At 67.7% G+C, this 19,380-nt stretch carries 25 protein-coding genes and 1 tRNA gene; 7 read left to right on the top strand and 19 right to left on the bottom strand.

What is annotated here, in order from left to right; all coding sequences use genetic code 11:
• Positions 1-158: 158 nt before the first annotated feature.
• From AC6CHX_RS17000 to AC6CHX_RS16940, 13 genes are all read right to left on the bottom strand, one after another.
• Positions 159-1,607 carry a DNA methyltransferase gene (locus AC6CHX_RS17000; RefSeq protein ID WP_498273763.1) on the bottom strand — a complete coding sequence of 483 codons (1,449 nt, stop codon included), beginning with the start codon at positions 1,605-1,607 and terminating at the stop codon, positions 159-161.
• Complete coding sequence (locus tag AC6CHX_RS16995; protein WP_498273762.1) at positions 1,604-2,065, bottom strand: hypothetical protein; 462 nt, start codon at positions 2,063-2,065, stop codon at positions 1,604-1,606. The genes AC6CHX_RS17000 and AC6CHX_RS16995 overlap by 4 nt, the downstream gene beginning before the upstream one ends.
• Positions 2,062-2,253: a hypothetical protein gene (locus AC6CHX_RS16990; protein ID WP_498273761.1), complete on the bottom strand. Its 192-nt coding sequence runs from the start codon at positions 2,251-2,253 to the stop codon at positions 2,062-2,064. The genes AC6CHX_RS16995 and AC6CHX_RS16990 overlap by 4 nt, the downstream gene beginning before the upstream one ends.
• A complete protein-coding gene (locus AC6CHX_RS16985; RefSeq protein ID WP_498273760.1) occupies positions 2,250-2,714 on the bottom strand; it encodes a hypothetical protein in 465 nt (154 codons plus the stop codon). Before AC6CHX_RS16985 ends, AC6CHX_RS16990 begins: the two co-directional genes overlap by 4 nt.
• A complete protein-coding gene (locus AC6CHX_RS16980; RefSeq protein WP_498273759.1) occupies positions 2,711-3,421 on the bottom strand; it encodes a hypothetical protein in 711 nt (236 codons plus the stop codon). Before AC6CHX_RS16980 ends, AC6CHX_RS16985 begins: the two co-directional genes overlap by 4 nt.
• Positions 3,418-4,407, bottom strand: coding sequence for a YqaJ viral recombinase family protein (locus tag AC6CHX_RS16975; protein ID WP_498273758.1), 990 nt, complete (start codon positions 4,405-4,407; stop codon positions 3,418-3,420). Before AC6CHX_RS16975 ends, AC6CHX_RS16980 begins: the two co-directional genes overlap by 4 nt.
• Entirely contained in the window at positions 4,404-4,763 is a 360-nt protein-coding gene (locus AC6CHX_RS16970) for a DUF6085 family protein (RefSeq protein WP_498273757.1), read from the bottom strand. Before AC6CHX_RS16970 ends, AC6CHX_RS16975 begins: the two co-directional genes overlap by 4 nt.
• A 70-nt stretch (positions 4,764-4,833) precedes the next feature.
• Positions 4,834-5,727 carry a DUF2303 family protein gene (locus AC6CHX_RS16965; RefSeq protein WP_498273756.1) on the bottom strand — a complete coding sequence of 298 codons (894 nt, stop codon included), beginning with the start codon at positions 5,725-5,727 and terminating at the stop codon, positions 4,834-4,836.
• Entirely contained in the window at positions 5,724-6,113 is a 390-nt protein-coding gene (locus AC6CHX_RS16960) for a YfdP family phage-associated protein (RefSeq protein ID WP_498273755.1), read from the bottom strand. Before AC6CHX_RS16960 ends, AC6CHX_RS16965 begins: the two co-directional genes overlap by 4 nt.
• The gene (locus AC6CHX_RS16955; RefSeq protein ID WP_498273754.1) at positions 6,110-6,433 is read right to left on the bottom strand and encodes a hypothetical protein; all 324 of its coding nucleotides are present in this window, start codon (positions 6,431-6,433) and stop codon (positions 6,110-6,112) included. Before AC6CHX_RS16955 ends, AC6CHX_RS16960 begins: the two co-directional genes overlap by 4 nt.
• Positions 6,434-6,498: 65 nt before the next feature.
• Positions 6,499-7,245, bottom strand: a complete 747-nt coding sequence (locus AC6CHX_RS16950) for a phage antirepressor KilAC domain-containing protein (RefSeq protein WP_498273753.1) — start codon at positions 7,243-7,245, stop codon at positions 6,499-6,501.
• Positions 7,242-7,448, bottom strand: a complete 207-nt coding sequence (locus tag AC6CHX_RS16945; RefSeq protein ID WP_498273752.1) for a hypothetical protein — start codon at positions 7,446-7,448, stop codon at positions 7,242-7,244. The genes AC6CHX_RS16950 and AC6CHX_RS16945 overlap by 4 nt, the downstream gene beginning before the upstream one ends.
• A complete protein-coding gene (locus AC6CHX_RS16940) occupies positions 7,445-7,702 on the bottom strand; it encodes a helix-turn-helix domain-containing protein (protein ID WP_498273751.1) in 258 nt (85 codons plus the stop codon). The genes AC6CHX_RS16945 and AC6CHX_RS16940 overlap by 4 nt, the downstream gene beginning before the upstream one ends.
• Positions 7,703-7,758: 56 nt before the next feature.
• Between AC6CHX_RS16940 and AC6CHX_RS16935 the strand changes: the two genes are divergently transcribed.
• Genes AC6CHX_RS16935 through AC6CHX_RS16925 form a run of 3 tightly spaced genes read left to right on the top strand, consistent with a single transcriptional unit; the run spans position 7,759 to position 10,040 of the window.
• Entirely contained in the window at positions 7,759-8,136 is a 378-nt protein-coding gene (locus tag AC6CHX_RS16935; protein WP_498273750.1) for a helix-turn-helix domain-containing protein, read from the top strand.
• Positions 8,137-8,595, top strand: a complete 459-nt coding sequence (locus AC6CHX_RS16930) for an ImmA/IrrE family metallo-endopeptidase (protein ID WP_498273749.1) — start codon at positions 8,137-8,139, stop codon at positions 8,593-8,595.
• Complete coding sequence (locus AC6CHX_RS16925) at positions 8,595-10,040, top strand: recombinase family protein (protein ID WP_498273748.1); 1,446 nt, start codon at positions 8,595-8,597, stop codon at positions 10,038-10,040. The genes AC6CHX_RS16930 and AC6CHX_RS16925 overlap by 1 nt, the downstream gene beginning before the upstream one ends.
• A gap of 88 nt (positions 10,041-10,128) precedes the next feature.
• Here the strand turns inward: AC6CHX_RS16925 and AC6CHX_RS16920 are convergent, their stop codons facing one another.
• The 4 genes from AC6CHX_RS16920 to AC6CHX_RS16905 all read right to left on the bottom strand — a co-directional run bounded on the left by AC6CHX_RS16920 (position 10,129) and on the right by AC6CHX_RS16905 (position 14,114).
• Positions 10,129-10,905, bottom strand: coding sequence for a toll/interleukin-1 receptor domain-containing protein (locus tag AC6CHX_RS16920; protein WP_498273747.1), 777 nt, complete (start codon positions 10,903-10,905; stop codon positions 10,129-10,131).
• Between the two features lie 277 nt (positions 10,906-11,182).
• Entirely contained in the window at positions 11,183-12,121 is a 939-nt protein-coding gene (locus AC6CHX_RS16915; protein ID WP_498273746.1) for a type II secretion system F family protein, read from the bottom strand.
• Positions 12,118-12,975, bottom strand: coding sequence for a type II secretion system F family protein (locus tag AC6CHX_RS16910; RefSeq protein WP_498273745.1), 858 nt, complete (start codon positions 12,973-12,975; stop codon positions 12,118-12,120). The genes AC6CHX_RS16915 and AC6CHX_RS16910 overlap by 4 nt, the downstream gene beginning before the upstream one ends.
• Complete coding sequence (locus tag AC6CHX_RS16905) at positions 12,972-14,114, bottom strand: TadA family conjugal transfer-associated ATPase (RefSeq protein ID WP_498273744.1); 1,143 nt, start codon at positions 14,112-14,114, stop codon at positions 12,972-12,974. Before AC6CHX_RS16905 ends, AC6CHX_RS16910 begins: the two co-directional genes overlap by 4 nt.
• Positions 14,115-14,293: 179 nt before the next feature.
• Between AC6CHX_RS16905 and AC6CHX_RS16900 the strand changes: the two genes are divergently transcribed.
• The 3 genes from AC6CHX_RS16900 (at position 14,294) to AC6CHX_RS16890 (ending at position 15,534) form a co-directional block, all read left to right on the top strand.
• On the top strand, positions 14,294-14,509 hold the full coding sequence (locus AC6CHX_RS16900; RefSeq protein ID WP_498273743.1) for a hypothetical protein: 216 nt from the start codon (positions 14,294-14,296) through the stop codon (positions 14,507-14,509).
• Positions 14,510-14,594: 85 nt separating this feature from the next.
• Positions 14,595-14,676 (top strand) — tRNA-Leu (locus AC6CHX_RS16895).
• A 93-nt stretch (positions 14,677-14,769) separates the two neighbouring features.
• On the top strand, positions 14,770-15,534 hold the full coding sequence (locus AC6CHX_RS16890; protein WP_498273852.1) for a DedA family protein: 765 nt from the start codon (positions 14,770-14,772) through the stop codon (positions 15,532-15,534).
• A gap of 34 nt (positions 15,535-15,568) precedes the next feature.
• Here the strand turns inward: AC6CHX_RS16890 and ku are convergent, their stop codons facing one another.
• Positions 15,569-16,378 carry a non-homologous end joining protein Ku gene (gene ku, locus AC6CHX_RS16885; protein ID WP_029262512.1) on the bottom strand — a complete coding sequence of 270 codons (810 nt, stop codon included), beginning with the start codon at positions 16,376-16,378 and terminating at the stop codon, positions 15,569-15,571.
• 58 nt (positions 16,379-16,436) lie between these two features.
• Between ku and ligD the strand changes: the two genes are divergently transcribed.
• The gene (gene ligD / locus AC6CHX_RS16880; RefSeq protein WP_498273742.1) at positions 16,437-18,401 is read left to right on the top strand and encodes a non-homologous end-joining DNA ligase; all 1,965 of its coding nucleotides are present in this window, start codon (positions 16,437-16,439) and stop codon (positions 18,399-18,401) included.
• A gap of 22 nt (positions 18,402-18,423) precedes the next feature.
• Here the strand turns inward: ligD and AC6CHX_RS16875 are convergent, their stop codons facing one another.
• Positions 18,424-19,344, bottom strand: coding sequence for a cation diffusion facilitator family transporter (locus AC6CHX_RS16875; RefSeq protein ID WP_498273741.1), 921 nt, complete (start codon positions 19,342-19,344; stop codon positions 18,424-18,426).
• Positions 19,345-19,380: the final 36 nt, after the last annotated feature.

Raw genomic sequence — 19,380 nt, 5'->3', positions numbered from 1 at the left:
CTTCTCCTCTCGGTGGCAGCGGCATGCAGACGGGTCGGCGGTGGGAAGGTGGTCCCGGACGGTCGAGTGTCCGAGGGGTGTCCAGCAGCAGCGTCGCGAGCACGGTGTGCGCCGCTCGTGGGGGCGCGTCTCCGGGGTCGCACCGGAGGGCAGATGCTTCATGCCGCACCGCCTTCCCAGTCGCCGAAGATCGACGGCTGCAGGGGCTTGCGCACGCGGGCGAGGATCAGCGGCAGGTGGTCGTCTTCGAGTTCGATCAGGTCGACCTCCATGCCTTCGAGCAGAGCGGCCTCGCCTGTGGTCCCGGAGCCTGCGTAGAGGTCGAGCACTCGGCCGCCGCTGCGCGTGACGAGTCGGACGAGCCACTGCATCAGGCCAAGGGGCTTCACGGTGGCGTGCTCGACGCCGTCGACCTCGGGCCGCTCCGAGTCCTTCGCCTTCGCCTCGTACCGGAAGGCCGGGTAGAACCGAGCCGTGTCGCCGAGTTCAGCGACTGGGCATCCGTCTACGCATCCGGCGGCGCATGCGTCGCCGAGGATCTGGCCAGTTGCGGGGTCGACCGCGGCCCGGTGGCTGAGCACGATGTTGGTTGGCCACCGACCCCTGGTGCCGTCGTAGTCCTTCATCTCGGTCTGTGAGTAGTCGCCGTAGACCTTGTTCTGTCCGGGCTTCGTGCCGAACTTCGCGTGCTGGTTCTTCTCGGTCGATTCGCGACGGTCCGCGTCGGAGGCGAAAGGAATGCGGCAGGCGTCGACATTGATCGCGCTCGTGCCGTGCGCGAGGAGGTTCGCGGCGACCGTGCCCTTGAAGGGCTTGCGGGCGACGATGATCGGCTCGAGCGCGGGCTTCAGTGCGGTGCCCCACCCCTGCCATGCCTGTGCCTCCGGCGTGAATGCGCGATCGCGCTTCTCGCGCGCGGCCTTCACTTCTCCGCCGACGACGTTCGCGCGCCAGGCGTTCGCCGCTGCGGGCTTGTCGTGCTGGCCGGTGACCTCCCGTGCTGCCCAGTTCGCCGACTCGACGGTCCGCTCGGCGACGAGCTGCTCGATCTCCTCCGGCACTTCGGGAAGGTGCGGACGCAGCAGGTCGAAGAGGTCCGCGGTCGCGACGCTCGGCTGCTCCTTGTTCGTGACGTAGTGCGAGCCCATCGCCGTGCCGGTGAGCTCGTTGATTCGCTGGGCGGTGATGTGCTCGCGCATCCAGGCGGTGAAGGTGAGCGCGCGAGCACGACGTTCGGAGGCCGCGTCGAGCTTGTCGACGGCGGTTGCGACGTCCATCGACTTCGGGAAGCCCTGACCGTAGATCCAACCGATCGAGTCGCGGATCTCGAAGCCGGCGTCCTCGATCGCGACGGCGATGCGGTGGAAGGTACGAGTGCCGCCGAACGACAACAGGTGTCCTCCGGGCTTGAGCACGCGGAAGCACTCGCGCCACACGTCGACGTCGTATGCGATGCCGGTGGAGTCCCATCCTTTGCCCATGAATCCGAGCTCATACGGCGGGTCGGTGACGATCGAGTCGTACGAAGAGTCGGGCAGAGTCGGGAGGATGTCGCGGTTTGAGCCGTGAAACAGTCGGAGGCCGGCGTCCTCGTAATGGAGCGTCACGCCGAGACCTCCGGCTTCTTGATCGCGCGGATCTGGTCGAACGCCACACGATCGACCCACGAATAGCCGCTGTCGACAGACACCGACTTCGCGTTGACGCGGATGACTTTCCGCCACGAGATGCCGTCGTGGATCAGCACCGCGCCGAGTACGTCGTCTCGGGTGAGGCGCACGCGCTCAATCTCCGCGATTCGAGACTCGAGGCGCTTGACGCGATACGACCACTTTTCGATGCGCTCTGAGGCTTCTTTCCATGCTCGGTAGGCCGTCCCGTGCGCAGATCGAACCTGTTGCGCCGCGCGCTGATTGCCGGAGCCACCAAAGCCGAGGATGCCGCCGCCCATTTCGTGTGCGGCCTCGTCCTTGCGTTCTGCGGCTCGCATGGCTGCGTTCGCTGCTTCGAGTCGCTCCCGTGCGTGTGCGAGCTTTGCCTTCAGCTCGTCGAGCTCGGCGCTCATCGGTTCGCTCCCGCGTGCTCGGGGCAGAAGTCGCGGCGGTCGTCGCGCGACGCCACGTCCCATCCGGCTTTCTGCGCTGCGGCGCGCGTGGCGTTGGCTGAGGTGTGGTTGCGGCCGAAGGTAGCGATGCACGTGCCGTGGTTGCACATCAACCGGACGCGATCGGTGGTCCCCATGTGGGCGCTCATCGGTGCTCTCCTCGGAAGTTGGCGTTGATGGATCGGAGGATCTCGATGTCCTCTTTGATGGCGGCGGCGTAGTCCTTCGCGTACTCGAACTCGAGCCATGCGTCGTCCTCGGCGTCGAGGGTGGCGATCACCCGGTCGTCGGCGCCGTAGGCGAGGTCGCGTAGTTCGGTGAGGGTGGCGCGCGGGTAGTCCTCGCGGAGGTCTTTCACGGCGCGGCCGATCGCGATCTTCTTGTCGCGCTGCGCTTTGCGGAGCTTGGTCCGGTAGTCGCTCAGAGCCTTCGGTGCACGGGCGTTCGTCGCGCGGGCCCAGATGAGCGCGCCCGCTGCCTGCACTGGCGTCGGGAACATCGCGAGCAGCGCAGTCTCGTCGAGCGCTGCGAGGTTCAGCGGCACGAGCTCCATCGACTCTGCGACGGCGTCCGTTTCGAGCACCTCGCCCGTCATCGGGTCGGTGTTCACCGGCGGTGTCCCTTCTTGCGGGCGGCGGCGCGGCGGCCGGCGCGGTTCTGGGATGGCAGGTGGTCCTGTGGCTTCGGGCGAGTGGGTCGGTCGGGTTCGACCTCAGTGGTCTCCTCGGCGGCCGGCAGCTCCCACGCCGATGCGGCGGATGCGGTGAGCTCGGCGCGGCGCGCGTCGATCTCCTGCTTCAGCGTCAGCGTCACGGCGCGAGCGGCTCGCGCAGCTGCGCGCACTTCGTTGAGTGCGTCGACGGTCTCCGCGGCAGCGATGCGGGCCGACCAGTCGGTCGTCTCCGTGGACGCCGGCGCGGGTCGCCCGGGTGAGGCCTGGGCGTCGAGGTCATCGGGCTCGCGTCGCTCTCCGAGTACGTCGGCGAACGTCCTTCGCAGCGCCAGGCGCAGGGCGTGAGCCCCAAACAGGACGTGCGGGCGGGCGAACCACAGGTCTCGCCACCCGTCGATGGCGGGCACGACTTCTTCCCACAGCTCGGGTGCGTGGGTGGCTTCGGCCCAACCTTCGCGGTGCACGCGAGCACGCGCGGCGAGGGGGTGCTCGCCCTCGCCGAGGCCGAAGATCAGCGGATGCCATGTCTCGCCGTCGGCCGTGAACTCGACGTTCACGCCGCGCAGCTCGCCGGTCTTCGTCGCGACAGCGAGGTAGCTCTGCAGGGTCTGCTGCACTGCCTCTTCGGTGATCTCAGCGCTCACGCGGACACCACCTTCGGGAGCGCGATGCGCAGTGCGGGCTTCGCGAAGGTGACGTGCGGGTAGAGCTTGAGTGCGCTCTCCTCGGTCTCGTTGACCGCGGTGCGTGTGGCTTCGAACTCGGCGAATCCGGTCGGCTCTGCTGCCGCCCACGCGGTCTCGTCGATGGTGACCTTGCGGGCCGGGCGAGCGAGGATCACGGTCGAGTCGTCGCCGTGCTTCCAACCGGTCTTCGTCGCGTCGGGGAACTCGGCCTCGAGGAGCTTCGAGAACTCTGCGCGGGCGGCCGCCTTCGCCGCCTCTGCGGCCTTCGCCACCCGCTCGGCGGCGATCATCGTGACCTTCGCGGCTTCGAGCTCCGGGCTGATCTCCTCGACAGGGGCCCCGGCATCGATCCACGCGAGGAACGCGTCAGCGGCGGCCACGAGCTCGTCGATGCGGCCCTGGTCGCGCTCGACGACGCGATACTGCGGGTCCTCAGCCGGCGTTGCTCCGCCGTCGCCCATGACCTCCCAGCCATAGAGCCACTCGTCCAAGCCGAGGACCGCCATGCCGAACTGCATCTGGTCGAAGTGGTCCGAGGGGATGACCCGTTTCGGCATCTTCCAGCCGTGCTCGTGACTCTTCACCTCGACGCCGCGGACCCGGCCGTCGGCGAGGATCTGAAAGCCGTCGGGCGTCGCGAGGTGGCGGCGGTTGCGGTTGGACGCCCAGACGTGTCGGTTGGGGATGATCTTCGACTCGGTCACCCATTCGAGGTCGGTGAGGATCTCGGGCTCGCGGTCGTGGCCACGTCGTGTGTGAGCGTTGCCGCCGAAGGTGGAGCCGTTGAGCTTCTCGGAGAGAACGCTGCTCCACGTGGCGGGCGACAGCTTCGGCACTTCGGATGCCGTCGCGCCCTCGGCTCGCGCGTCGAGCCACTCGGTCTCGTTGTCCTGCGAGGCGACGCGCACGGCGGTGACGGCCTCGGCGATGATCTGCGGGGTCATGGCTGGTCCTTCGTGGGGATGAGTTCGAACGTGTCGGAGTCGGTGGCGATGACCTTGTAGCGGCCTGCGTCGATGGGCTCGCCGGCGGCGAGGTGGTCGAGGATTTCGCAGGCGAACAGGTCGTCGGTGAGGCGCTCGATGAGCGGGTGCTGCAGGGTGAAGGTGCCGTCGTCGTAGGCGCGGACGATGTGGTCGTGGCCTCCGGTGACGTCGACGAGCACGGCGAGCGCGACGGCCGCGTTGTCGGCGGCGATGGCCTGGCGCTCGGACGGTGCGAGGTACTTGCGGTGGGTGGTCATGTGCTTGCGCAGCCCCTCGGCGACGAGGGCGGTGATGACGTCGAGCGACTGGCTCACGGTGGGCTCCTGGGAGTCGAGGGGTGGGGGCCGCGGCGGAGGTTGGGGGTGCGCCGCGGCCCCGGTCGGGTTAGGCCGAGGGGCGGCCGTAGAAGATCGGCACGTCTCCGATGCCGTCGTGGATGCGCGTCTCGACGAGCGCCGAGGTGTCGCCGTTCGGGCGCTTGTCGGTCTTGCCGTCGCGGATCTCGGCGACGATGTCGGCGAACGCGGCCTCGAGGATCAGCTCGGGGCGTTCGAGCTTGAAGCCGAGCGACACGGTTCCGCCGCGCAGCCGGTACCGGAAGCTGGCCCAGATCGAGTAGATCGGGCCGCCGACGTACGGGCGGAGAGCGAGCTGGATGCGCGACGGGATCTCGACGTCGCCCTTCTGCCCGGCCTTCGCGGCCGTCTCCTCTTGGTAGGTGAGCTTGACCTCGCCGCTGGTCTCGCGGATCCCCGATTCGAAGTTGACCTTCGTCTTCGCCTGGAAGGTTCGGGCGATGTCGATCATCTGCGCGGGAGTCGGCTCGATGACGTCGAGGTAGCGGTCGTCGAGGAAGTCCGCGAACTCCTCCTGGGTCGCGAGCTTCCCGTCGGCGGCGGCCCAGGCGAGCCACGCCTTCGAGTGCTCCAGATCGAGGCTGACGCGGTGCTTCTGCCACCCGGGCTCGCCACCGGTCGGCTCGTGGGAGTCGATGACGGCGATGACCTTCGAGGTGTTGATGTGCGCGTACACCTCGGTGCCTTCGAGCGCGTGCCGGTTGATGTATTTCACGAACGACTCGGCGTCCGTGACGCTGCGCGCAGCTGCTTCGTGACGAGGGTGCTCGGCATACGCGTCGGTGTCGACGACGCGCGTGCCTCCCTCGTCGTCGGCGATGGCGTAGACGTCGCCGACGGAGAGGATCTCCGCGCCTGCCGCCTGATTGGCGAGGGCTGCGACGACTCCTGCGTCGGTGTGGGTGTCCTGGATGCTGGTCATGCTCCGGGTGCCTCCTTGATCTCGCCGGTTCGGAGGTCGACATGCGCGCCGGCGTCGCGGATGTCCTCGTCGTTGAACAGAGGGGTGGTGGTCGGGTCGTTGCGGTGGAGGGTGTTCCCCTCGCCGACGAATGCGATCGAGGTGGCCCGGCTCTTCTCCGGCCGCTTCGCGGTGATCTTGTCCGCGATCTCGACCGTGACGCCCGACGACCCAGCGGGTTTGACGGTGATCGTGTAGGTCAGCGATCCGGCCTTGCCGGTCGTGTTCACCGCCTCGACCAGCGCGGACAGTTCCTGCCCGAGCTCGGCGTCCGCGTTGGGGCGGACGGTGGCGAGGATCTCGGACAGTCCTTGCGGCCGCCTCGTCTCCTCCTTGTTGTCGTTCACCGTGTGTCCTTTCGTCGTGGTGAGCGGATGGCGAATGCGGCGACGAAGATCGCCAAGCTGATGAGCACCCCGAGGTCGGCTCCGTTGAAGCCCGTCGCGGGGTTGGCTGCGGGCGGCCCGCACACAGCGGCGGTGCCAAGTGCGACGAGCACGAGCACGAAGCGCCAAGGGGCGAGTGGCCAGAAGCGGCGGTCGGTGGCGATCGGTCCGGTGATGGCTGGCTCGGTGCGGTCGGCCACGCTGAGGTGCCGGGATGCTGGGCGCGGGGCGAATTCGCCCACCACGGTCACGGAGGTGTCGGTATCCTGTGCCTGAGGCATGTGCTTGCCTTTCGTTTTCAGTGGGGCGTCCGGTGCAACGGGCGCCCCGCTTTCTTATGTATGGGTCAGGGAGTAAGTGCGCCCGCGCCGAGGCGGACGCGGAGGCGTTCGACGCCCTTCGCGGTTACGCGCACCTGCGGGGCGGAAGGCACGAGGCCTCCTGTGTCGCGGTCGCGATAGGGAGCCATCGCGCGCACCTTGAGGAATCCGGCGTCGACTGCGCGTGCGTACGGCGTCCAGCGACGCTTCTCGCCGCGGTAGATCCAGCCGAGCTCGCGGAGCGTTTCGAACAGTCGCTGCGGGCCGGTCTCGATACCTGCACGGCTCAGCATCGGGGCGACGTCGCGCACGGCGTAGTCCGTGCCGGCGTCGGCGATCTCGTCCCATGCCTCAGCACGAGGCGCGAGCACGGCAATCTGCTCGTCCTTCCGGGCGATGATCTCCTGCGCCTGGACGACGGCGCGCGCCATCAGCTGCTCGGGCGACTCGACGGCGTACGTTCCGGTGCGACGGATCGCGGGGATGACCTCGTGCGTGACCCACCAGCGGAAGCGGCGAGCCTCGGGCTTGTCGGACCGGATGACGACCTCGTACATGCCGGACTCGGAGACGATCGTGACTGCGCGGCGCTGCCCGCCCGAGCTGACGTCCGTCTGGCGGATATCAGCTTCATCCAGGCGTGCGGCGACGTTGCCCACGTTCGAGACGCCAAGCACGACGCAGATGTCCGCGAGCACGAACCACACTTCGCCGTCGACTTGGACAGTGCGCACTTCGCGGTCCGCGTACTGAAAAACGTCGAGCGCGGTCATGCTGCGCTCTCCACCTGCACCGGGGCAACCGTCCCAACGGTGCCCCGGCCGGCGTTGCCGATATCCCCAGTCGGCATGTTCGCAGCAGCGGCGCGCGCGTCGCGCTGAGCGAGGTTTTCAAGGATGCGAGCTGCGATGTCGCCGGATCGCAGCCAGGCAGCATCCGACGGCTCGTTGCGGGCCTCGACGGTGACGGCGCTCACGATGCCGCCGCCAGGACTGGCTGCAGCTGGCGCGCCGCAGTAAGCAGCGAGACGAGGTCGCTCCCCAGCGCCGTTGCGATGACCTCAACCTCATCGAGAGGGAAGCTCGACGGGTTGACCTTGTGCAGTCGGCGAGCGAGTGTCCGCATCGGGATGCCGGTCTCTTCGGATAGCCACTCCTGCGTGAGTCCCCGCTCGTCGAGCGCCATACGAACGACTGCGGTCACCTTCGCGCTGATCGGTTGCGTTGCCATATGGCAATGATGCGATGAACATTGCCAAATGGCAAGTCACCTGCCACAATTGGCAGGTGCCCACCGGAACTCAACCGCTGCCCAGCCCCCTGAGCCAGCACGTCGGCCTGCTGCTCAGCGAGGCAATCTCCGACCGCGGCCTCGCGCAGGCCCGCGTCGCGGACGAGGCCGGGATCTCCCCGTCTCAACTGTCCAGAGCCTTGACCGGCAAGAAGGTCTTCACGCTCGACCAGCTCGACGCCGTGTGCGATGTCATCGGCGTAGACCTGATCGAGGTCATCGCCGCAGCGGACGCCGCTACGAAGGCGCGACCACGACGGAAGTCCGGCGAACTCATCCACGGCCAGTTCGGTGTCGGTGGATCACCAGAGGATATGCGAGCGGTCGCGAAGAAGAAGTCGCGCGACCCCGGAGGGGACGAGGGGGAGTTCTGAGTGGACTCGAAGATTCTTGAGTTGTACGAAATGCTCGACGCGCTTGGCGTGCGGGTCGAGTTCTGCGACCTGCCCGGCGATCGCGACGGCGAGTACCTGCACACCGAGCGCTTGATCCGCATCCAGCATGATCTGCTGCTGCGGCGTTACGTCAGCACGCTCGCGCATGAAACCTGTCACGCTGTCTACGGCGATAGTCCGACACGCTTCGGCCCTGTGAATGCGAAGCGTGAGCGGCGCGCCGATGAGTGGGCGGCGCTTCGCCTGATCGACCCCGACGACTACCGCCGCGAGGAAGCCCGTCACGACGGCCACCTCGAGGCGATGGCAATCGCTCTGCGCGTCACTACTGATCTCGTCGAGGCCTTCCGCCGCGTCCTGCTCCGCGTCGATCGAGACGTCTACGTCGCGCCGAAGATGGGCGCCGGGCAGTGGGCTCACCGCATCGAGGTCGGCTGATGGCCAACCCGCGGCGGCACCTCGCCGCGACTCCCGCGCACAGACGTGGACTCGGGATGATCCGCGTCTCGCGCGAGCGTGACGGCATGACCTCGCCTGACGTCCAGCGCCATGCAATCGAGAGCTACGCAGCTGCGAACGGCATCGACATCGTCGACTGGGTCGAGGGCATCGACGAGACCGGCTCCCGAGCGCGCTCAGCCTGGTGGCCGAGACTCGACCAGTCAATCGAACGGCTCGAAGCTGGCGAGTTCGAGGTGATCGTTGTCTGGAAGTTCTCGCGAACCGCCCGCCACCGCCTTAGGTGGGCGGTCGCTCTCGATCGCGTGGATGCTCTTGGCGGCGGACTACTCTCGGCGACTGAACCGATCGATGACCGCACCTCGCATGGAAGGCTCGCCCGCGGCATGGTCGGAGAGTTCAACGCCTACCAAGCCGACCTGATCGGTGACACCTGGCGAGAGGCACATGCTCGCCGCTTCCGCGAGGGGAAGCCGATCAACGGCAAGCCCCGCTTCGGGTACGCCTACTCCCCCGCCGATGGGTTCACTCCAGACCCAATCACGGGGCCGGTGCTCGCCGACGCCTACCGACGCTACATCGCCGGCGAGAGCGTCTACGCGCTCGTGCGTTGGCTCAACGACGGTCCCACTCGTCCTGTCGGCGGCTACGGCGGTACCGGCGACGGTCTCTGGTCCGAACGGACGCTCCGACGAGTGCTCGACTCGGGCTTCGCAGCGGGACTCATCACCTATCAGGGCGAGCAGAAGCAAGGGATCCACGCTCCGATCCTCACGGCCGCCGAGTGGGATGCCTACTGCGAGGCCCGTGGACGTCGGCGGGTTTACAGGCGATCCGAGCGGTCGACCTACGCCTACTCCGGCATGGTCTGGTGCGCATGCGGGTCGAAGATGCACGGCGGCGCCCACGGCCACGACCGAGCGCAATCGTACCGATGCAAGGACGGCAAGGAGAAGGGCACCCACGACGGCGGCTACGTCGCAGAAGCGCTCATCCACGAAGCGGTCAGGGCCTGGCTGGACGAACGCGAGATCCGGGTTCGAGCCGAAGCCGAGGCGGGCATACAACGCCGACCACGGCGACTTACCGCCGACCCAACAGCCGATCTCAAGCGGCGTCTCGCCGATCTCGCCAACCGCCAGGTGATGCTCGCAGAGCAACGCCTCACGATGGGCATGCCCCAGGCGGCGTATGAAACGCTGCGCGACCGATACGCGAGCGAGGCGGCTGCGCTCGAACAGGAGCTTCGGACAACAGAGGTGCAGCAGGCCGCGCCGATCCGCGTCCTTCCTGTACTGCTCGACCGGTGGGACGACCTCGAAGTGTCAGAACGCCGCGAGTATCTGCGGGCGCTGATTGCTCGCATCGTCGTTACCCCGGGGCGCCCCCGCGCGCAGATCGAGATCGTCGCGCACAGCTCATAGAAGCGCTGCGGGATCAGGACACAGTCACGAGTGTGAATGATGCCTGATCTCATCGTCCCGGACGATCCTTCACACCCAGCCTGCGAGATCAGAACGGAGTGAGATCCGCACTTTCCGCCGACATCCAAATGGGCACCGAGGCCTCTGGGGGGTGGATCAATACTTCGTCAGTATTAGGGTCGTAGTCCAGTACCTGCAGAGAGCGCCCATCAAGGTTGGCGACATCTCCCCCGTGGTGCCTAGTCATGTATGCGATACGGTTCTTCCGTTTTTGCTCGTCCTGCTCGTCAATCACGACGGGGCGCCGCAAGCGTCGCAGCGAGCGCACATGCTCTAGCACCTCTTCGAGCATGGAATCCGTCGACCGACTAGTGGTCGGACTCTCCATGCCCACCGCTCGCTCAATCACGCTTTCTAGCTCGGGCCACTTGACACCGAACAGCGCATCGACGGACTCTGCCGGGATGCCAGGACTCATCGCTGCGAGGTCACGGATGAACTGCCGCATGTCGTCACGGTCCGTCAGCAACGAGTTCTGAAACTGGGAGATGGGCCCTTCAACATCGGCACGCGTGATGTCCAACAGGACCGGAGCAACCTTCCCCACCCCAAGCGACTTGCCGAGCGCGCCGGCTTCGAAATTGATCCACGGTGACGTCATGTTGTCCTTCGTGAGAACAACGATGCCGAAATCACGATCCTGCAGCTCGCCCGCGATAACGTCCATGCCTCGATCACCGCGGCGGATATCCTGACTAGACACAAAGCACTCGACGCTTCCTGCGAGGACAGTAGGGAGCCAGGTGCGCAGCGCCTCAGCGACTTGACGCGACCGCTCTCCGGACCAGCTGATGAAGATCTTCACGCGATCAGCGTATCGATGAAACCGTTGCCCCTTCCCCTACCGGCACCCAGGGTGCAGACCCTGTTATCAGTGTGAATGGTGCTTGATCCCGCCCCGGGATCGGGACACAGTCACGAATGTCACGAGCACCCACCCGGGTACGTCTCCGGTCTCGTCGCGGGCGAACGCATCGAGACGGCTCACCACAGAGCGCCAAAGGCGTCGAAGGGTGCTCTGGCCGCGATGAGTGTCCTGCGGTGGTGCGATCATGGTCGTCCTTTCATAGCCGATCAGCCGATCAGCCGATGCCGAGTCGGAGGATGAACAGTCCCGGATAGACGGCGAACAACACCGACAACGGGAGGATGAGGAAGACGAGCGGCAGCAGCATCAGGATCTCCTTGCGCCCCGCCTGCTCGATCAGCGTTCGCTTCGCGTCTTCCCGTGCGTCTCCCGCCTGCGCGTGCAGCACTGCAGCGAGCGGCGCGCCATGTTCGAGGGCGGCGATCACCTGGTCGACGGCGCGCGACAGCGCGCTCAGGTCGAGGCGTCTCGCCATCTCGCTCAGCGCGTCGGACAGCGGCGACCCGGTGCCGACCGCGAGCACCACCCGGCGAAGCTCACCGGTCAGTTCGCCGGAGCCGACTGCGGCCACACGACGCAGAGCATCCAGGAATCCCTCGCCGGCCGACAGGCACAGGGCCAGGAACTCGAGAGTCGTCGGAAGCTCCTCGGTGAGACGCACGCGGCGCGCCTTGACTCGCGCTGACAGCTGCAGGTCATATGCGGTGGCGGCGGCCGCGCCGCACAGCAACGGCATCACACCGGTGGGAACGGAAAATCGTCCGATCAGGGCGAGCACGATCAGGACGGCCGCACCCGCACCGGTGCCGGCGAGCGCCCAGCCCAACTGCCTGCCGCGGAACGTCGCCGGTTCCAAGATGGCACCCGCTTGGGAGATTCGCTGTCGAAGCGCCTCTCCCCCACCCACCATGCGCGCGAACGCATCTCGCGATCGACCCCACAGCGTTCGGGCGCTCGCGGGCAATGTACCCGCGATCGGAAGAACTCCCCGCGGAAGGTTCTCATCCGCGACCACGTCACGGATGTAGGGCCCGATCCGCACGCTCAGCGAGGCGGCCCTCCAGCGCGGCAGGCCGGTGAGAATGCTCAGCACACCGGCGGCGAAGGCCCCACCGACGAGCACGGCACCGGCGAGTGCAGAGAACCCGCTCACCCGAACCACCGCCGAGGTTCCGGGAGCCGGCCGATACGGACCATGATCTGGAAGGCGATGACCGAGACCCCCGCGCCCATGCAGATGACGATCACGCCTTCCGGTGTGCCATACGCCGAGGCTCCCTCCGGACGCATGACCAGCAGGCCGAGGATGACCCACGGTGCGATGGCGCCGAGGACCGCCGCGCCACGGATCCATGACTGTCGCGCCTCGACCTCGCCCCGCAGCGCGGCGTCCGCGCGTACGGAGGGGGAGAGCGCTCGAAGCACACCGACCAGTTCGGTGCCGCCGACCTGACGTGCCATCCGCAGGGTCTCGACGATGCGATCGCCGATCGGATCCGCCAACGACGACTTCAGCCGGTCAAGGCTCGTCTCGAATCGACCACTCGCCTGCAGATCTCTGGCGAACACCGCGAATGCGGGTCGCAGCATCGAGGGCGCGGACTCGGCCAGGCTCGCCACGGCATCGGGGAGCGAGAGTCCGACACGGATCGACGCGATGAGGAGATCGCAGACGTCGGGCCACAACTGCCGACGCAGGCGGCGCAGTCGCAACCGTCGTCCGCGCAGGAACATCATCGGCGCCATCGCTCCGGCCGACGCGGCGAGCAGCACCAGCACCGGCAGCCCGGTCAGCAGCCATGCCGTGGAGGCGGCGATGAGCGCGGCGGCGGCGATCACGACGATGACCGCGCGGGACGCCACGTCGTCGTACCCCGCCTCGGCGATCAGCCGGACCAATCGCGCCCTGGGGACCGTCGGGGTGGCATCGGGCCGCGGCGGCCACATCCACGGTGACACGCAGAGGAGGACGCCGGCGGCGAAGACCGCCCCGATCAGGAACGTCACGACGCGACCCCGGCAAGGTAGACGCTGTCGGTGAGGATGCGTCCGTTCTCGACATCGCCGGTGGGCGCGACGATCTCGTGCACGCGCCGACCCCCGGCATGGTCGCGAACGCAGTGCACCACGAGATCCACCGATGCCGCGAGCGCGGGTGCGATGAACCCGCGGTCGATGTTGCGGCCGGCCAGCAACGGCAGGATGCTCAGCTTCTCGAGCGCCTCCGTGGCGGAGTTCGCGTGGACGGTGCACGCGCCCGGCACGCCGGTGTTGAGCGCGAGCACCAGGTCGAGGGCCTCGGCGTCACGCACCTCGCCGACGACCAGGCGATCCGGCCGCATACGCAGTGCCTCCTTGACCAGGCGGCGCAGGGTGATCTCTCCCGTGCCTTCCAGGCTGGCCTGACGACCCTGGAGTGCGACGAGGTCCGGGCCGTCCACGGCCAGCTCGAAGGTCTCCTCGACGGTCACGATGCGCTGAGATCCGGCGCACGAGGCCAGCAGCGCACCGAGCACGGTCGTCTTCCCGGCATGCGTCGCTCCAGAGACGATGACGCTGCGGCCGTCGTTCATCGCGATACGCAGCAGCTCCGCCACGTCGGCGGGCATCATGCCCTGCTGGGTCAACGCCTCGAGCGACCGGTACTTCGGCAGGAACTTGCGGATGTTGACTGCCCAGGACCCGCGCACGACATCGGCGATGGCCACGTGCAGGCGAGAGCCGTCGGGCAGCGACGCGTCGACGAACGGCTGGCTGATGTCGACGCGTCGTCCGCTGGACTGCAGCATCCGCTCCACCAGGTCGCGCACCGCGATCTCGTCGAGGCGCAGCCGGGTCCGTTCCGCCACGCCTTCCCGTGCCACGTGCACGTGCCCGGTGCCGTTCAGCCAGATCTCCTCGACCTCGGGATCGTCCAGCAGCGGCTGGAGCGCCCCGAATCCGCTCAGGGATGCCAGCACGTCGCGCACACATGCCGCCTCATCCTCGATCAGCGCCTCCCCACGCGCCAGGGCGAGGTCATCATGACGACGCACCTCCGCATGGGTGATCCGCCACGCCGAGTCCGGCTCGACGGTCGGATCGATCCCCTCGGACCGCAGACGCATCCGCACACGTTCGGCGACGAGGGCGGAAGGATGACTCACCCCGGCATCCTCGCAACAATCCGCAACCCGGGTCCGAAGTTATCCACAGTCGTCTTTAGCGGCAGGCGTGGATGACCCGCCTCACCACATCCCTCACCGCAGCGCAAGGGAGCAGACACCGCGGTCGCGCCCTGCTGAAATCGCCTGCACACGACGTGATTCAGCGAAAGGACACCGACATGACCGACACCTCCCCCTCCCCGTCGAACCCCGACGAGCCCTCACCGCTCTTCCCCGACGAGCCGCTCGCCCCGAACCCGGAGGAGCCGCTCGCCCCGAACCCGGAGGAGCCATTGGCCCCGAACCCGCAAGAGCCATTGGCGCCGAACCCCCAGGAGCCTCTCGCGCCGAACCCGTCGGAGTCCGGTATCCCGCCCTCGACCCCTCAGGCGTGACGGGAGGGCCGCCGGACGGCAGGCAGGAACTGCGGGCTGATCCTCAGATACACCGTTTCGGCGGTCACTAGAATGATTCCACCGCGCGGGAGTGGTGGAATTGGCAGACACGCAGGATTTAGGTTCCTGTGCCCCAGGGCGTGTGGGTTCAAGTCCCACCTTCCGCACGAGAGACGATGGGGCCGTCCTGCGACCGCACGCGTCGCTCAGCTGCACCGCCGACCAATCACGACCGACGGGACTCCCCTGTGCTCGAAACCATGCTGCACGCGCCGACCGCCCTCATCCCCTGGCTCGACCCCCAGACGATCATCGGCGCGGCCGGGCCGTGGGCGCTGCTCGTGGTGTGCTTCATCATCTTCGCGGAGACGGGACTGCTCGTCGGATTCCTGCTGCCCGGAGACACGCTGCTCATCATCGCGGGCCTTCTCACGCACACCAGCAACGTGTTCGGCGTGAACATCTGGGTCGTTTCGCTCCTGATCGCCCTGTCGGCGTTCATCGGCGGCGAGGTCGGCTACCTGATCGGCCACAAGGGCGGTCCGGCGATCTTCGAACGCAAGGAATCGGGACTCTTCAGCAGGAAGAACGTGGAGCGGACCAACGCGTTCTTCGAGCGTTTCGGCGGTCTCACCGTCATCCTGGCGCGCTTCGTCCCGATCGTCCGCACCTTCGCCCCCGTCGCGGCCGGCGTCGGACACATGCCGTGGCGGCGATACTCGCTGTACAACTTCATCGGCGCGATGATCTGGGGCTTCGGTCTCACGATGGTCGGCTACCTCATCGCCTACATCCCTTGGGTGCGTGATCTGGTCGTCGAGTACATCGATGTGATCCTGTTGCTCGCCGTCGGCGGCACGGCGCTCGTCACGCTCTGGCACTACTTCTCCGAGCGCCACAAGGCGAAGAAGGCGGCAGCGGCCGGTGAAGACGTCGTGACGGATGCCGAAGAGGCACAGGAGCTCGTCCTGGACGCCGACGTGTTCGACCGCGCGCCCGACCTCGACGGCGACGGCAAGCACTGATCTCGATCGGCGCCGCCACCGCGACGCCGATCTCTCAGCCGGCGTTCTTGGCGCGCTCCTCCTTGGTACGCGCGACGCTGGCGCGGAGCGCCTCCATCAGGTCGATGACCTCTCCACCCTCGGCGGCCTTCTCGGCCTCGCCGAAGGTCTCGGCCACGTCGAACGTGTCGCCCGCCTCGATCTTCGCGTCGATGAGCGTGCGCAGCTCCTTCTGGTATTCGTCGACGAACTCCTCGGGGTCGAAATCGGCCGAGTAGCTGTCGACGAGAGATGCCGAGAGCTCGAGCTCCTTCTTCGAGATGCGCACGTCCTCGTCCAGCGCGGGGAACTCGGCTTCGCGCACCTCGTCGGCCCACAGCAGCGTCTGCAGCACGAGCACCTTCCCGCGCACGCGGAGCGCGGCGAGTCGCGTCTTCTGCCGCAGTGTGAAGCGCACGATCGCGGTGCGGTCGGTCTGCTCCAGGGTCTTGCGCAGCAGCACGTACGCCTTGGGAGACTTCGAGTCCGGCTCGAGGTAGTACGGCTTGTCGAGCGTGAGCAGATCGACCTGATCCGAGGGGACGAACTCGACCACGTCGATCTCCCTGCTCTTCTCCGCAGGCAGAGCTGCGAGGTCGTCCTTGGTGAGCACGACCGTCTGGCCCTCTTCGACGTAGGCACGGTCGATGTCGGCGTATGCCACGGTCTCGCCGCACACCTCACAGGTGCGCTGATAGCGGATGCGCCCGCCGTCCTTCTCGTGCACCTGATGCAGCGGCACGTCGTGGTCCTCGGTCGCGGAGTACACCTTGACCGGCACGTTCACGAGGCCGAAGGTCAGCGCACCCTTCCAGATCGTTCTCATGTGACCAGTGAACACCAGCCGACGCCGTCGCGGCCAGACCCTTGACTACGCTGGCTGCATGGTCGGACAAGGGCAGGTGGTGCAGGTCGACGGTCGTCGTCTGCGCGTCACCAACCTCGACAAGGTCGTGTATCCCGAAACCGGCACCACCAAGGGCGAGATCATCGCTTACTACAGCGCGATCGCCCCACTCCTCCTCCCTCTGCTGGATCGACGTCCGGTGACCCGCAAACGCTGGGTGGAGGGCGTCGGAACGGCGGATGCGCCGGCCGATGCGTTCTTCACGAAGCAGCTCGAGCCCGGGGCGCCCGACTGGATTCCCCGTCAGGCCATCCAGCATTCGGACGGCCCGAAGGAGTACCCGCTGGTCGAGGACGTGCCGACCCTCGTGTGGCTCGCGCAGGTCGCCGCGATCGAGCTCCACGTGCCGCAGTGGCGCTTCACCGCGGAAGGCCTGCCCGGCCGTCCGGACCGACTCGTCCTCGACCTCGATCCGGGCCCGGGGGTGGGACTCGCGCAGTGCGCCGAGATCGCCCGGTTCGCCCGCGTCATCCTGACCGACATGGGTCTCGATCCGTTCCCCGTCACGAGCGGGAGCAAGGGCATCCACCTCTATGCCGCTCTTCCGGGCGAGCAGACCAGCGACGAGATCTCCGCCGTCGTGAAGGAACTCGCGCGCCTGATCGAGAACGATCACCCCGACCTCGCCACCAGCGTCATGTCGAAGGCGGTGCGCGGGGGCAAGGTCTTCCTCGATTGGAGCCAGAACAACGGCAAGAAGACCACCATCTCGCCGTACTCGCTCCGTGGTCGCGCGCGCCCCTGGGTCGCCGCCCCTCGAACGTGGGAGGAGCTCGATGACCCGTCACTGGCGCAGCTCGAGATCGACCAGGTCCTGGCCAGGGCCGCCTCAGGTACCGACCCCCTTTCGAGTCTTCGACCCCTGGCCGGCGGATCCACGCCGACGCCGCCCGCGGTGACGACGTCGCCCCGTCGGCCGTCACGCCATCCGCGCGGCGGCCCCGCACCGGCGGTCGACAGCACCGCTGCGACCCTCGCACCGATGCTCGCGGAGAACGGCACCCCCGGCGTCGCCCGCGCACTGAGCGATCCCTCGTGGGTCGAGGTGAAGTGGGACGGCATCCGCGCGATGGGCACCTGGACTGACGGGCGGATGCTGCTGCACGCGCGTCGTGGCACCGACATCACGGGCCGTTACCCCGAACTGACAGCCGACGGAGCACCGTTCCTCCCGATCACGGATGCCGTTGTCGACGGGGAGATCGTGGCATTCGACGCCCACGGGCGGCCGAGCTTCTCGCTGCTTCAGAACCGGATGCACCTCACACGACCGCGGGAGATCGAGCGCGAGGTCATCCGCACGCCGATCGTCTACATGCTGTTCGATCTGCTGCGCCTCGACGGCCATGACCTCACGGGTATGCCGCTGCGCGAGCGACGCACGCTGCTCGAGGACGTGATCGCCGACCTCGATGCTCCGGTCCAGCTCCCGCCGGTCTTCGACGACGTCGATGCGGCCCTGGCTGCGAGCCGGGAGTTCGGGCTCGAGGGGGTCGTGGTCAAGGATCCGCAGTCCCGCTACCGTCCGGGGCAGCGGAGCCCCTCCTGGCTGAAGCTCAAGCACACACGGATGCAGGAGGCCGTGATCGTGGGCATCCGCCCGGGAAAGGGCGATCGCGAGAGCACCCTCGGCTCGCTCCTGCTCGCGGTGCCCGATACCACCGGCGGATCGACGCAGCTCCGCTACGTCGGCCGCGTGGGCTCCGGATTCACAGACCGCATCCTGCGCGACCTCCTCGCTCGCCTCGAGCCCCTCCGAGTGAAAACCGCGCCCCTGGACGGCGTCCCGGCCCCGGACGCGTCCGACGCGCTCTGGGTGCGTCCCCAGCTCGTCGGCGAAGTGGAGTTCGCGAACTGGACCCCGGACGGGGTCCTCCGACACGCGCGGTGGCGCGGGCTGCGCCCGGACAAGGAGCCGGACGACATCGTCGTGGAGCTCTGACCTCGGCGCTCGTCGGGCCTGCTCAGGCGTGATGCGGCTCGCAGTCCGATTGCTCGGCCGGCTCGATCTGGAACGTCGAGTGCTCGACATCGAAATGATCCGCGAGACACGCCTGCATCTCGGAGAGCAGCCGCGTCGATCGTCCGTCGGCGAACAACTGCGGATCGACGCTCACGTGAGCCGTGAAGACGGGCGCCCCTCGGGTCAGTTGCCAGACGTGCACGTCATGCACCCCGACGACACCCGCGTACCCGAGCAGGTGAGTCCGGATGTCGCTGACGGTCGTCCCCTTCGGCGCGGACTCGGCGAGGACCGAGAAGACTTCGCGCAGGAGCGTGATGGCCCGCGGGATGATCATCGCCGCGATGAAGAGCGACGCGATGGCATCCGCCGGCATCCATCCGGTGAGGAGGATGACGATCGCCGCGATGATGACGGCCGCGGATCCGATCAGGTCGCCCATCACCTCGAGATAGGCGCCGCGCACGTTGATGCTCGTCCGCTGCGCGCGGCTCAGCAACCACATCGAGATCGCGTTCGCGAACAGTCCCACCACGGCGACGACCAGCATGAGCCCCCCGGCCACCTCGGCCTGTCCCGGGTTCACGAGGCGACCGATGCCCTCGACGGCGACCCAGGCGGCCAGGGCGATCAGGATCAGCGCGTTGATCAGCGCGCCGAACACCTCGGCACGCTGATAGCCGAAGGTGCGCCGGTCGTCGGCCGGGCGCGCGGCCACCGTCGCCGCGATCAGCGCGATCACGAGAGCAGACGCATCCGTGAACATATGGGCGGCGTCCGCGAGCAGCGCCAGCGATCCGGTCAGGATCGCACCGATGACCTGCACGACCATCACGGTCGCGGTGAGCGACAGCGAGATCGTCAGCAGGCGTCGGCTGCCGGCTGAGCGGATGCCGCCGGCGGCGGGTGCGTGATCGTGCATGCCCCCAGGGTAGACCGGGAAACCGGGCCGGAAGCC

The organism is Microbacterium sp. GQ128 (genome assembly GCF_059758615.1).
The sequence above is the reverse complement of the archived record's forward strand: the minus strand, read 5'-3'. Positions and strand labels throughout refer to the sequence as shown.